This window comes from Lonsdalea iberica, from assembly GCF_002111585.1.
In the GTDB taxonomy this organism is placed as follows: Bacteria; Pseudomonadota; Gammaproteobacteria; order Enterobacterales; family Enterobacteriaceae; genus Lonsdalea; species Lonsdalea iberica.
This window is the reverse complement of the sequence record NZ_LUTP01000020.1, coordinates 1-13,033: the sequence shown is the minus strand read 5'-3', so window position 1 is coordinate 13,033 and position 13,033 is coordinate 1. Positions and strand designations below refer to the sequence as shown.

Below are 13,033 nucleotides of genomic sequence, written 5' to 3'. Positions count from 1 at the left end.
ACCTGCTTGCATCACTCCGCGTCGGTACTGTATTTTTATACAGATACCGGAGGGGATATGCGCAAGATTATTCATGTCGATATGGATTGCTTTTACGCCGCCATTGAAATGCGGGACAATCCGCGCCTGCGCGATATTCCCCTTGCCATCGGCGGCAGCGCGTTGCGCCGTGGGGTGATCAGCACCGCCAATTATCCCGCTCGCCGTTACGGCGTCCACAGCGCGATGGCCACCGCCACCGCTTTGCGGCTTTGTCCACATCTGACCTTGCTGCCGGGGCGAATGGAGGTCTATAAGACTACCTCCCTCCAAATTCGACAGATCTTTGCCCGCTATACCGAACTGATTGAACCGTTGTCGCTGGACGAAGCCTACCTCGACGTGACCGAAAGTCCTCATTGCAACGGCTCCGCCACGCTGATGGCGCAGGAGATTCGTCAGGCCATCTTTGATGAGCTGAATCTGACCGCCTCCGCGGGCGTCGCGCCGATCAAATTTCTGGCAAAGGTGGCCTCCGAACAGAACAAACCCAACGGACAATATGTCATTACGCCCACCCAGGTGGATGACTTCATTTTGGCGCTGCCGTTGGCGAAGATCCCCGGCGTCGGCAAAGTGACCGCCAGCCGGTTGGCCGAACGGGGACTGCATACCTGCGCCGACGTGCGGCGTTATGATTTGTCCGCGCTATTGAAGTCGTTCGGCAAGTTTGGGCGGGTGCTGTGGGAGCGCTGTCACGGCATTGATGAACGACAGGTGTCGCCTGACCGGCTACGTAAATCCGTCGGCGTCGAGAAAACGCTGGCGCAGGATATACACGACTGGCCTCAATGCGAAGCGCTGATCGATACGCTGTATGACGAGCTGGAGGTGCGCCTGCGCCGGGTGAAGCCGGATCTGCATATCGCGCGTCAGGGGGTAAAGCTGAAGTTCGATGATTTTCGGCAGACCACGCAGGAGCATGTCTGGCCGGTCCTGAATAAAGAGGACCTCATTCAGTTGGCGAGGCAAACCTGGGAGCAGCGACGCGAAGCGCGCGGGGTTCGGCTGGTGGGCTTACACGTGACACTACTGGACCCGCAGCTGGAGCGGCAGTTGGTATTTAACTGGGAGCGTTGATCGAAGGCATTTGACGCCGCATCCGGCGAGATGTCAGCCGGATGCGGGGAGGGGAGTCAATGAACGCCTTAGCGTTTCTCTGGGATAGCTTTCAAGACCGCGGTCAGCAGTTGCCAATACAAGCCGACGCTCGCGATATTTACCCGCTCATCCGGCGAGTGCGGTCCGGTGATGGTCGGGCCGATAGAAACCATATCCATCTCCGGATAAGGCTTCTTAAACAGCCCGCATTCCAGACCGGCGTGGATCACTTGAACGCTCGGCGTTTTGTCGAACAACTGCTGATAAGTTTCCCGCACCAGCTGCATGACCGGCGATTGCGCATCCGGCTGCCAGCCTGGGTAGCCGCCTTTGGGGAGCGTTTCCGCGCCGGCCAGTTGTCCCAGCGACGTCAGCACGCTCACCACATAGTCCTTGCCGCTGTCGATCAGTGAACGGATCAGACAGTGCACTTCCGCCTGCGTCTCGGTCATGGTGATGACCCCGACGTTGAGCGAGGTTTCCACCACGCCTTTGACCTCATCGCTCATGCGGATCACGCCGTTTGGGGTTGCGTTAAGCAGCGCCACCAGCCGATCTCGGCTGTCTGCTGTGAGGGCCGCCGAGGCGTCCGACGTCGGTTCGATGAGCACAGCGATGTTTTTTTCCACCGCGGCCAGCTCATGTTTCAGTACGGCGACATAATCCTGCGCCGCCGCTTTCAGCGCAGCGACCTTATCTGCCGCGACGGCCAGCGTGACCGCGCTTTCGCGAGGGATGGCGTTGCGCAGCGTGCCGCCGTTCAGGTCGAGAAGACGCAGGTCCAGCGTTTTCGCCTGCTCCGCCAGGAAACGGCTCAGCAGTTTATTCGCGTTGCCAAGCCCCAGGTGAATGTCGCAGCCGGAATGCCCGCCTTTCAGCCCTTTAATCACCAGCTTCATCACTTGATAGCCCGCAGGCACCGCTTCTCGCTGCAGCGGCAGGCGCGTCAGGAAATCGATCCCGCCCGCGCAGCCCATATAGACTTCGCCTTCCTCTTCCGAGTCGGTGTTGATCAGAATCTCTCCCTGCAGCCAGTTCGGTTGCAGGCCGAAAGCGCCGTCCATGCCGGACTCTTCCGTCATGGTGAGCAGTACTTCCAGCGGGCCGTGTTCGACGCTGTCGTCGGAGAGGACGGCCAGCGTAGACGCCATACCGATACCATTGTCTGCGCCCAGCGTGGTGCCGCGCGCTTTCACCCACTCGCCGTCGATATAAGGCTGAATCGGATCTTTCGTGAAATCATGCGTCGTATCGTTGTTTTTCTGCGGCACCATATCCAGATGAGCTTGCAGCACAACCGGCTTGCGGTTTTCCATGCCCGGGGTCGCCGGTTTGCGCAGCAGAATGTTGCCGACGCGATCGCGCTCTGAATGAATGCCGCGCGCCTGCGCCCATGACAGAATGTGCGCCGCCAGCGCCTCTTCATGATAGGAGGGATGGGGAATGGAACAGATCGTGGCAAAAATATCCCACAGGGGTTGTGGGGAAAGCTGAGACAATTCAGACACTATTCACGTCTCCTTTTCAGCAGCCTAAGTCCGCGTCTGGCGCGTGAGGCGCTACAGGTTAAAAAATGATCGCGCTTGAGCGGGGCGATCGGGCATCATGAAACAGAGTATCACTTTCCCGCCGCCGGGGAGAGTCTGTCAATCCTGGCCGCGATGAACCGGCTAAGGTGGCTGACAGCGGGCGGCTTGCCAACGATGGCGGCGGGGATTTTGTCGCCACCCACAAAACTCAATCGGATAAAGGCTGGTTTTTATGAGGTTGGCTATCTATAATCTCGCGCAACCTTTTTCCCCCTCCGACTATGATAAAGCCGACTCCACCGTTGGCCGGGATATATTATATGAGTGAAAAATACGTCGTAACCTGGGATATGTTGCAGATTCATGCCCGCAAACTGGCCGAGCGTTTACTGCCGGCGGACCAATGGAAAGGCATCATCGCCGTCAGCCGCGGCGGTCTGGTTCCGGGTTCTCTGCTGGCCCGCGAGCTGGGTATCCGTCATGTGGACACCGTATGCATCTCCAGCTACGACCATGACAACCAGCGCGAGCTGAAAGTGCTGAAACGTGCTGAAGGCGATGGCGAAGGCTTCATCGTGGTGGACGATCTAGTCGATACCGGCGGTACCGCCAAAGCGATTCGCGATATGTATCCGAAAGCGCACTTCATCACCATTTTTGCGAAACCAGCTGGGAAACCGCTGGTGGACGATTATCAGGTTGATATCCCGCAGGATACCTGGATTGAGCAGCCTTGGGACATGGGCGTGGTATTCGTACCGCCGCTGTCCGACCGCTAATCGCTCCCTGATTTGCCGTCTATAACGCCCGGTTTTGCCGGGCGTTGTCATTTCCGACTCTTTTCCCTCTCCCGTACTGCATTTCCATGTGGTGTTGAGTACACTTTAGCGAAACGCTCTCTCTGCCGCTCGATCTTATATGGAGGCTGTTGTGGTTCAGGCCAATCTGTCCGAAAAGCTGTTCAAACCGTCCTTCAAACATCCGGAAACCTCGACCCTGATCCCGCGTGCGCATCACTCCACCAGTGCGATGCACTCCGCCCTGGAGGGCAGCAATAACAGCGCCTGGTATCGGATGATCAACCGCCTGATGTGGATCTGGCGCGGCGTAGCGCCGTTGGACATCGAGGAAGTACTATCGCGCATTGCCGCCAGTACGGCCCAGCGCAGCGATGACGCGCTGCTGGATACGGTCATCGGTTACCGCGGCGGAAACTGGATTTACGAATGGGTCGTACAGGGAATGCGCTGCCAGCAGCAGGCGACGGAGAGCGAACACGATGATGAGACAAAAGGGCTGTGCTGGCTGAAGGCCGCCACGCTGTACAGCATCGCCGCCTATCCGCACCTGAAGGGCGATGAGCTTGCGGAGCAGGCGCAGACGATGGCGAATCGCGCCTATGAAGAGGCGGCCAATCTCCTCAGTTTTGAATTAAAAACGCTGTCTATTCCTATCGACGGCGGCGGTACGCTGACCGGGTTTTTGCATATGCCCTCTCAGGGCAGCGCGCCGTTTCCCACCGTACTGGTGTGCGGCAGTCTGGATTTGCTGCAAAGCGACTATTATCGCTTGTTCCATGACTATCTGGCGCCGGCGGGAATGGCGATGCTGACGATTGATATGCCGTCAGTCGGTTTTTCGTCGCGCTGGAAGTTGGATCAAGACTCCAGCTTCCTGCATCAGCAGGTATTGAAAGCCTTGCCGGACGTGCCGTGGGTGGATCATACCCGAGTCGGAGCGTTTGGTTTTCGCTTCGGCGCCAATATCGCCGTCCGGCTCGCGTATCTGGAATCGCCGCGTCTGAAGGGCGTCGCTTGTCTGGGGCCGGTGGTGCATTCGCTGCTGGCTGGCGCCGTGCGTCAGCAGGATGTGCCGGATATGTATATGGATATCCTCGCCAGCCGGCTCGGCATGCCGTCTTCCACGGACGCCGCATTGAAGGCGGAGATGGGGCGCTATTCCTTGAAAACGCAGGGGTTGTTGGGTCGGCGCTGCCCGACGCCGATGCTCTCCGCTTATTGGAAGGACGACGTACTCAGCCCGAAAGAGGAGTCCGAACTGATCGTCAACTCATCGTCCCAGGGCAAGCTATTGGAGGTTAAATCTTCACCGGTCTACGAAAGTTTCCATCTCTGTTTACAGCAAATCAGCCATTGGTTAGGGCATCAGCTTCAGTAGCGATGTCTTTATCTGCCGCATGATCGTCCCCTTTATCGTCCCATTACCGTGGATGGGATGGTGATAACGTATTCGTTAGCTATGCTATTTGAAAAACAAAATAGCTTCGAAGGTAAGCCGCCGCGCGTTTGGCTTTGCAGCGCGTGCAAAAAACATTCCTTCCCAATTGGATGATTAGCAGCTGGATAACGTTATTATGGAGAGAAGGTGGATCTTACTTGTTCTAATATTTTCGATGTTACCCCTTATGTTGTTAGCCAGGGCCGACGCGTCCAATCTTAAAACAGAGATGAATCAGGTTTCAGCGGCCGACCTACGCCGTACCGTATCCGGTATCGTCAGCTACACACGGTGGCCGTCCACCCAAATGGTTCCTACGCTTTGCGTATTCTCTTCAGCGCATTTCGCTGCCGCGCTCACCGATACTCGTAATGAGCAAGATCTTCCCTTATTCAATGCAATATTGATAGAAGATGTCGATGATTTTTCGTCCTCGCACTGCGATGCGGTATACTTCGGCAGGGAATCCATTCAAGAGCAGGTCGGAATTTCAAGCCTGGACCCGGCGCATCCACTACTGACTATTTCGGAGCAAAACCCCGAATGTGTTGATGGCAGCGCGTTTTGTCTTATCTTCGCGGATAAAAAGGTCAGTTTCTCTGTAAATTTGGACTCGTTGTTTCGTACCGGGGTGAAAGTTAGTCCCGAAGTATTAATGCTTGGTCGTCCGCGGAATGCTAAACATGGATAAGCCAGCCTCTACGTCCAGTACAGTCACCGGCAGAATCACCTTCAGGAAAGCCCTGGCGCGTATCAGTACCTTGAGTATCGTCATCACTATGACGGTGTCATGGATGTTGATCACCACGGCGTCGCTGATCTCATTCAAACAGTATTCTGAAAAGAATCTGCAGTTGCTCACCAGTACTCTGAGCCAAAGCATCGAGGCCGCTGTCGTGTTCCGCGACGGCGTGGCGGCCCGTGAAACGCTGAACACTCTCGGCCAGCAGGGTCAGTTCAGTCAGGCTATAGTCACGGATGCGAACGGTCGAAAAATCACGTTTTGGCAAGCCGCAGGCAGCGAACACGCCGACCCGATGAGCCGAATGATCGCCAAATGGCTCTTTCCCAGTTCGGTGCTGCAGCCCATCTATCACCGGGGCAATCTCGTGGGCCATATCGAGATTTCGGGCAGCGACGCCCCGGTTAAAAGCTTTGTTTACTTTTCCCTACTGGTGCTCACGCTGTGCCTGGTCTTTGCCTCGATATTGTCCGTCATCATCACCCGCCATCTGCATCATGGCTTGATTATGGCGCTGCAAAATATTGCCGAGGTAGTGCACGATATTCGAGAAAACCGTAACTTCGCTCGGCGAGTGCCGTCGGCAAAGATTGTTGAACTGGATGTCTTTAGCCAGGATTTCAATAGCCTGCTCGAAGAGATTGAAAGCTGGCAGGAGCAGATTCTGAAAGAGAATGATTCATTGCTGAAACGTTCTCTGCACGATGCTTTGACGGGGTTAGCCAACCGCACGGCATTTTGCAGCGCGCTGGAAAACGTGCTGGAAGATGAAGAGAGCCACAGCCGCACGGCCGTGCTGTTTATGGATGGCAACCAGTTTAAATATATCAATGATACCTATGGTCATGCTGCTGGCGACAAGGTGTTGATAACCATCGCTAAACGATTGAAATATTGCGCGGGGAAAAAAGACCTTCCGGCGCGATTGGGCGGTGATGAGTTCGCTTTAATCCTGTCTGACGTCCAGGATATGGATGACGTTATGCCCATCGTGAACAAGATCCGCCGTCGCGTAAGCCAGCCGATCGAACTTCAAAATGGCGCGGAAGTTGTGATGTCGCTAAGCATTGGCGTAGCGATTGCCGATCAGTACTCCACTATAGAGGACCTCCTGGAGCAAGCTGACAAAAACATGTACCTGGAAAAGCAAAAATACCGGCGACATGCGTTAACGAGGTAAGTGGTTGTATGAAGTTCTCTCTGCAATTCGTGTTGATTGCGGCGCTGGCTCTGGGGGTGACGTCCTGCCAGTCTCACAAAGCTCCGTTCACTCCCCAACAGGTTGCGGCATTGCAATCGACAGGATTCAAGCCGTGCGAAGAGGGGTGGGCGTTGGGGTTGACGGAAAAAGTGCTGTTCGACCTCGACAAAGCCACACTGACCCCGCAAAGCCGCGCGGCGATTCAAAAGGTCGCCAAAACGTTGTCGGCCGTGGGGCTGAGTCACGCCCGCATGGATGGTCATACGGACAATACCGGCGACGATCGCTATAACCAGGCGCTCTCCTTGCGCCGTGCGGAAGTGGTCGCGGATGTTTATGCCACGAGCGCTAACATTCCGCGCAGCCAACTTCAGACTCGTGGCCTGGGCAAGGATTATCCCATTGTGAGCAATGGGACGGCGCAGGGCAGGGCGGAAAATCGCCGAGTTTCCATCGTGATTACCTCCCCGTAAATTGTCCCGCTGGCGGCAGGCCGCGATAAGAATGCCTGTCGTCAAGCCTTATTTCTCCCGCGATTAAGTTGAAAAATGCGGCATCTCTGCTAATAACTTAATGTTAAAACTGGGAGAATGCCGAATGACATTACCGTGTGGACATACGCGACACCGTTTGATTAAAAATTTCACCTCTTTGGGACCTTATTTGCGAGAAGGCCAGTGCCATGATTTCTACTTCTTCTTTGACTGTCTGGCGATGTGCGTCGACGTCAAAGCAGAGCCGGAAAAGCGCGAATTTTGGGGCTGGTGGTTGGATCTGGATGCGCAGGGACAAAGTATGACTTACTCGTATCGTTATGGCTTGTTTGACGAAGCCGGTAACTGGTCTGAAATCAAATTCAAAGACAAAGCGATTACCGAAAAGGTGCACACTACGCGGGAAAGTTTCCACAAACGACTGGAAGTATTGGTACTGAAGCTAGACCCCCCTTATTCCTTAACGGAAAGACCGTAACCCCCCCTTAGGTCATAGGACTGTGTGGTTTTTTTTCGCGTTGTGCCTGTTGGCATAACGCGTCTCTCCTGTTACAACGTTTTCTTCACCATCCTCTTTTTTTATACAATTCAATGGCAGAAAAATTATGAGTGGCAGCCAAACGATGGTTGTAAAACTGGGCACCAGCGTGCTGACAGGCGGGTCTTCTCGCCTCAACCGGGCCCATATCGTAGAACTTGTGCGTCAGTGCGCGCAGTTGCATGCCGCAGGGCATCGCATTGTTATTGTTACCTCTGGCGCTATCGCCGCAGGTCGGGAGCATCTCGGCTATCCCGACCTCCCCGTGAATGTCGCGACCAAGCAGCTGTTAGCTGCCGTCGGACAGAGTCGACTCATCCAGCTATGGGAACAACTGTTTTCGATTTACGGCATCCACATCGGTCAGATGTTACTGACCCGTGCGGATATGGAAGATCGTGAACGCTTCCTGAATGCGCGCGACACGATGCGCGCATTGCTGGATAATCGTGTTGTTCCGGTTATCAATGAGAACGACGCGGTCGCGACACTGGAAATCAAGGTCGGCGACAACGATAACCTGTCAGCGCTGGTCGCCATTATGGCGGATGCCGACAAGCTGTTACTGCTCACCGATCAGAAGGGCCTTTTCACCGCCGATCCGCGTGATAATCCGGATGCGAAACTGATTAGCGATGTTCAGACCATCACCGATGAGCTGCGGCACATCGCGGGCGGCAGCGTATCAGGTCTGGGAACAGGCGGTATGTCGACCAAAATTCAGGCGGCCGAAGTGGCGTGCCGCGCCGGGATCGACGTCATCATCGCGGAAGGTTGTCGACTGGGCGTGATTGGCGATGTCATGAATAACGTGTCGGTGGGTACTCACTTCCATGCCGTTGACGAACCGCTCGAAAAACGTAAACGTTGGATTTTCGGTGCGCCTCCGGCAGGCGAGATCATTGTGGATGACGGCGCACTGTCCGCCATCCAGGAACGCGGTAGCTCTCTGCTGCCAAAAGGCATTCGTGAAGTGACAGGGATTTTCTCCCGTGGCGAAGTCATCTGTGTGCGCAGCCTGTCCGGTCGGGATTTGGCTCACGCGGTCACTCGCTACAACAGTGATGCACTGCGCATGATTGCGGGCCATCACTCGCAGGAGATCGAAGAAATTCTCGGATACGAATACGGTCCGGTGGCGGTCCATCGGGACGACATGATTATCAATTAAGGAGTACGCGGTGCTTGAACAAATGGGCAAAGCGGCAAAACAGGCCTCTTATCAACTGGCGGCCTTGAGCACCAGTCAGAAAAATCAGGCCCTTCTCGCGATAGCCGATCTGCTGGAAGCGGAGAGCGCCTCTATTCTGTCCGCTAACGAACAGGACGTTGCCGCTGCGCGTGAAGAGGGGCTGAGCGAAGCGATGTTGGACCGTCTGCAATTGACGCCAGCGCGTCTGGCCGCGATCGCAAGCGATGTACGTCAAGTTTGCAGCCTCAACGATCCGGTCGGCGAAGTGATGGATGGACGTATTCTGGATAACGGTCTCAAGCTGGAACGTCGGCGCGTACCGCTGGGCGTGGTTGGGGTGATCTACGAAGCGCGTCCCAATGTGACGGTCGATGTGGCGAGCCTGTGCCTGAAAACGGGTAACGCGGCTATTCTGCGCGGCGGGAAAGAAACCTATCGCACCAACGTGGCGACGGTTAGCGTAATCCAACGGGCATTGACGCAGTGCGGCTTACCCGCCGCGGCGATCCAGGCAATCGAAAAGCCGGACCGCGAACTCGTAAACCAACTGCTGAAACTCGATCGCTACGTAGACATGCTGATCCCCCGTGGCGGTGCTGGTCTTCACAAGCTCTGCCGCGAACAGTCGACCATCCCTGTGATCACCGGCGGTATCGGCGTTTGCCATACTTACGTCGATGAGTCGATGGCGTTCGAGCCCGCTCTGCGCATCATCGTGAACGCGAAAACCCAGCGTCCCAGCACCTGCAACACGTTGGAGACGCTGCTGGTTCATCAGCGTATCGCGCAGGATTTCCTGCCGCAGCTGAGCGCCGCGATGCACAAAAGCGGCGTCACGCTCCATGCCTGTCCGCGTTCTCTGCCGCTGCTTAGCGAGGGACCGGCGCAAGTCACGGCCGTTGAAGCCGCCGACTTTGATGATGAATGGCTGTCGCTGGACCTGAATGTCGCGCTGGTGGACGATCTTGACGATGCCGTCTCCCACATCCGTGAACACGGCACGCAGCATTCAGACGCGATTCTGACGCGTTCGCTAAGCCGTGCGGAACAATTTGTCCGTGAGGTCGACTCCTCCGCTGTCTACGTGAATGCCAGCACCCGGTTCACCGACGGCGGACAGTTCGGGCTGGGTGCTGAAGTCGCCGTCAGCACGCAGAAACTGCATGCCCGCGGCCCCATGGGACTGGAAGCGCTCACCACCTACAAGTGGATAGGCTACGGCGACGATCTCGTCCGCGCTTAATCGCCCGTGTTATAGCGGTTCAGTTAGTTATAACAAGCTGCTATAACAGGAAAAAAGCGCTCGTTGGTCCGATTATAAATTCGGCAGACGAGCGCCAGATGCTTGACTTGCCAGCATGATTTCACTAGTTTGTCACCCCGTAACACATCGTCAGGCATTCGCAGGGCGACCAAAAAGCCGATATAGCTCAGTTGGTAGAGCAGCGCATTCGTAATGCGAAGGTCGTAGGTTCGACTCCTATTATCGGCACCATTTCAACAGTCTCAAACGTCCCTAATTGTCTATAACCCTACTGTTTTACAAGACGTTAGACCCACTCAATTCATTGTCATCAATGACCGTCCAGTCGAATCCGGTACAGAATGTGTCTATGTCCTGTTCGAATCGGAGCTCCTATACACATGACTTCAAACGGTGTACAGATTCGCCGCGCTAAGCCTGAAACTAAAGCCTATGTATTGCGGTAGATGACTACAGGAAGCCGGGGTCAGCACTAGGCTGCCGCTCAAGCTGCGCGTGATGCCGGGTTGCATCGTCATCACTGTGCAGGATATTCGGGAGCTGTGGTGCAGTCTGGAAGGATTAAGCCGGGAGCCGTTTGATGAACGCGCCGCAGCTGACTGGCTGAACCGTTTTCCCGGTGGGCTGGATATGGTGGGGATACTCAATCAGTAAATAAATGCAATTGAACGACAGGTAAAATAAAGCCGGAAGGATCATTGGGATCATTTCCGGCTTTTTATTATAAGTAGGCTTGCTTCCACTTGTCATCAAACCATTCTTTCTTATCAATTCGCCACTCATCATTCTTAAATTGAAGAGTATAGCGATATTGATTTTTAAATCCAGTATGTTGTTGAGTTATAAATACACATTTATTTTTATTTAACTCGTTGCTTAATACTTCTTCATCTGGTGAGTATTCCGGTGGTTCACCACATGATAGCGATACTTGCCTGCCCTGTTTTCTTTCTTTTTTTGTGCAGAAGAGAGTATATATATCATCAAGTTCCTTTTTGGCTGCATCTTTATACGCAGTCATTCCTTCATTTCTGAATAATGGGTAATACTTCAACTCCCACTGATTCATTTGAATGATAAATTCTTTTAGAACCTTTTCAGCTTTAGATAACTCAGTCATAAAAATACCTTACTTATTGAATATTCTACCAAGGACTTTCTGTCCATTTTGATAGACGTCATAGTAGATTTCTGTAGGTCGGGTTCCACCATTTCCATATTTAAACGCCCAGTCAATATCTACTGTTCCATTTTTATCGATATATTTTCTGACTTGCTCTTCGAACACTCGATATTCACCACGGTTAATACCCGGTAATTGTGGAAACACATTCCCTTTACCGCCTTGACCACCAAGCACATTGCCTAATATGTGTCCGGCATCGTCGGTTTGATTACCTAATGAACGGGCGTAATCTCTGGAGCTTTGATTCGTTCCGGAACCCGTTCTAAGCTCGGCTTTCGATACGGTGGCTTTGGCTGATAATATTTCCCCGTTAGCGCCATGAGTTAACGTCGGGCACTTTGCCAACCCAAATGGGTCGACCCAGCACATGGGATTTGAGACGTACCCGTAATTACTCTCCCCCCCCAGCACCCCTATCGGGTCCGGCGAGATATACCCGCCGCCGGTGGGGTCGTAGTACCGAAATCGGTGAATGCTTACAACTGGGGGATATAATATTCCTCCCGGCCATTTAAATCACGAGGTTGGTATTTCAACTGAGAAATCAAAACCTAAAAGCCCCGCTTCTTCGATCCGTTGTTTGAAACGATCTGTCACAAATACTCGGCTAATGTCCTCTTCAATTGAGAACAAATATTCATCAACGATATTCGAAGCAATCAATACGGGTTTTTCAATAATCAAACCTCGCTCAGCCACACGATAAATAGATTTTTCTGTATCAAAGCAGCCTGTCAATGGATTGGTAGGGTAATAACCGAAAAACTTCTTCTTTTTACTGTCAGTGATAACTGGAAGTATTTGCCCTCTTGATTCTAAAATATCGCTGAGTTTATCTAGCACCGACTCGCTTATTATAAAAAAAGGGCCAAGAGCACTACTGAAATCAAATTGGTAGTTTTTCTTACCAAAGTCATTTTTCCTCAGTTCTAACCTGATTTCACTATAATCGTTGAGAAACGGTTTCCAGCATCTCATCATCGAGCGGCCAATTATGCTTCTTTCGCCACTCGGATAGTCCTGAATGAATGAACAGGTATTCTTTGAAGTTGAGCGTAACAGATATATCTTCATCATAATATAGTGTACCAACTTGCATTTCTTTTAGCAGAAGTAAGGATATCTCTAATTCGGTCCAGTTCTCGAATTACCTCTTGTTTACCGCCAAGAATATCCGCTTGTTCAATCCGATTGTTCACCGCTCTTAAATAGTCATCAGGATGTCGTCCGTTATGCAATATTCCCAATAGACCATCGCTGTTGTTTTTGTTTGGTAAGAACACTCCATTTTCAGCACCATTAACATCATACCATGCTTGTTCAAGATGTCTCGGGCGGGTTTAGCAGCTTTAGATGTCTCTCCTACAATATGATGCGCTGCCGAATCTGCTGGCCGTGGAACTCCACTTTTTTCCATTGCAGATGATAGCTGACAACTTGTTAGCCCCAGCGGATCGATCCATGTTTTAGGATTGTAAACGTAACCATAGTTACTCTCCCCCCCCAACA

Annotated in this window: 14 protein-coding genes, 1 tRNA gene and 2 pseudogenes; 11 read left to right on the top strand and 6 right to left on the bottom strand. The window is 53.3% G+C overall.

All coding sequences use genetic code 11. The annotated features are described in order from the left end of the window. Positions 1–57: 57 nt before the first annotated feature. Positions 58–1,119 (top strand): DNA polymerase IV, encoded by a 1,062-nt coding sequence (gene dinB / locus AU511_RS09480; RefSeq protein ID WP_094100942.1) that lies wholly within the window; start codon positions 58–60, stop codon positions 1,117–1,119. A gap of 68 nt (positions 1,120–1,187) precedes the next feature. Here the strand turns inward: dinB and pepD are convergent, their stop codons facing one another. Next, a complete protein-coding gene (gene pepD, locus AU511_RS09475; protein WP_094109506.1) occupies positions 1,188–2,648 on the bottom strand; it encodes a beta-Ala-His dipeptidase in 1,461 nt (486 codons plus the stop codon). A gap of 341 nt (positions 2,649–2,989) precedes the next feature. On the opposite strand from pepD, the gene gpt reads away from it, so the two are divergent. The 10 genes from gpt to AU511_RS17240 all read left to right on the top strand — a co-directional run bounded on the left by gpt (position 2,990) and on the right by AU511_RS17240 (position 10,992). Next, the gene (gene gpt / locus AU511_RS09470; protein ID WP_026739764.1) at positions 2,990–3,448 is read left to right on the top strand and encodes a xanthine phosphoribosyltransferase; all 459 of its coding nucleotides are present in this window, start codon (positions 2,990–2,992) and stop codon (positions 3,446–3,448) included. 151 nt (positions 3,449–3,599) lie between these two features. Beyond that, positions 3,600–4,847 (top strand): esterase FrsA, encoded by a 1,248-nt coding sequence (gene frsA, locus AU511_RS09465; protein ID WP_094109505.1) that lies wholly within the window; start codon positions 3,600–3,602, stop codon positions 4,845–4,847. 247 nt (positions 4,848–5,094) lie between these two features. Continuing rightward, entirely contained in the window at positions 5,095–5,598 is a 504-nt protein-coding gene (gene yfiR / locus AU511_RS09460) for a regulatory sequestration protein YfiR (protein WP_167372013.1), read from the top strand. Continuing rightward, complete coding sequence (gene dgcN / locus AU511_RS09455; protein WP_094109503.1) at positions 5,591–6,829, top strand: diguanylate cyclase DgcN/YfiN; 1,239 nt, start codon at positions 5,591–5,593, stop codon at positions 6,827–6,829. Before yfiR ends, dgcN begins: the two co-directional genes overlap by 8 nt. An 8-nt stretch (positions 6,830–6,837) precedes the next feature. Next, positions 6,838–7,323: an outer membrane lipoprotein YfiB gene (gene yfiB / locus AU511_RS09450; protein ID WP_094109502.1), complete on the top strand. Its 486-nt coding sequence runs from the start codon at positions 6,838–6,840 to the stop codon at positions 7,321–7,323. Positions 7,324–7,447: 124 nt separating this feature from the next. After that, positions 7,448–7,822, top strand: a complete 375-nt coding sequence (gene crl, locus AU511_RS09445) for a sigma factor-binding protein Crl (protein ID WP_094100948.1) — start codon at positions 7,448–7,450, stop codon at positions 7,820–7,822. Positions 7,823–7,949: 127 nt separating this feature from the next. Then, complete coding sequence (gene proB / locus AU511_RS09440; RefSeq protein WP_094109501.1) at positions 7,950–9,053, top strand: glutamate 5-kinase; 1,104 nt, start codon at positions 7,950–7,952, stop codon at positions 9,051–9,053. A gap of 10 nt (positions 9,054–9,063) precedes the next feature. Further along, the gene (gene proA / locus AU511_RS09435) at positions 9,064–10,317 is read left to right on the top strand and encodes a glutamate-5-semialdehyde dehydrogenase (protein WP_094109500.1); all 1,254 of its coding nucleotides are present in this window, start codon (positions 9,064–9,066) and stop codon (positions 10,315–10,317) included. A 176-nt stretch (positions 10,318–10,493) separates the two neighbouring features. Beyond that, positions 10,494–10,569 (top strand) — tRNA-Thr (locus tag AU511_RS09430). Between the two features lie 267 nt (positions 10,570–10,836). Then, on the top strand, positions 10,837–10,992 hold the full coding sequence (locus AU511_RS17240; RefSeq protein WP_205756442.1) for a hypothetical protein: 156 nt from the start codon (positions 10,837–10,839) through the stop codon (positions 10,990–10,992). 67 nt (positions 10,993–11,059) lie between these two features. Here the strand turns inward: AU511_RS17240 and AU511_RS09425 are convergent, their stop codons facing one another. From AU511_RS09425 to AU511_RS17735, 5 genes and pseudogenes are all read right to left on the bottom strand, one after another. Next, positions 11,060–11,458, bottom strand: coding sequence for an NTF2 fold immunity protein (locus AU511_RS09425; RefSeq protein ID WP_094109499.1), 399 nt, complete (start codon positions 11,456–11,458; stop codon positions 11,060–11,062). Positions 11,459–11,467: 9 nt separating this feature from the next. Then, positions 11,468–11,995: pseudogene (locus tag AU511_RS09420) on the bottom strand (RHS repeat-associated core domain-containing protein); the annotation flags it as partial. Positions 11,996–12,040: 45 nt separating this feature from the next. Continuing rightward, positions 12,041–12,601: a hypothetical protein gene (locus AU511_RS09415; protein WP_338037590.1), complete on the bottom strand. Its 561-nt coding sequence runs from the start codon at positions 12,599–12,601 to the stop codon at positions 12,041–12,043. Continuing rightward, entirely contained in the window at positions 12,598–12,807 is a 210-nt protein-coding gene (locus tag AU511_RS17740; RefSeq protein WP_240503804.1) for an AHH domain-containing protein, read from the bottom strand. Before AU511_RS17740 ends, AU511_RS09415 begins: the two co-directional genes overlap by 4 nt. Beyond that, a pseudogene (locus tag AU511_RS17735) lies at positions 12,729–13,033 on the bottom strand (hypothetical protein); the annotation flags it as partial. The pseudogene AU511_RS17735 and the gene AU511_RS17740, both read right to left, overlap by 79 nt.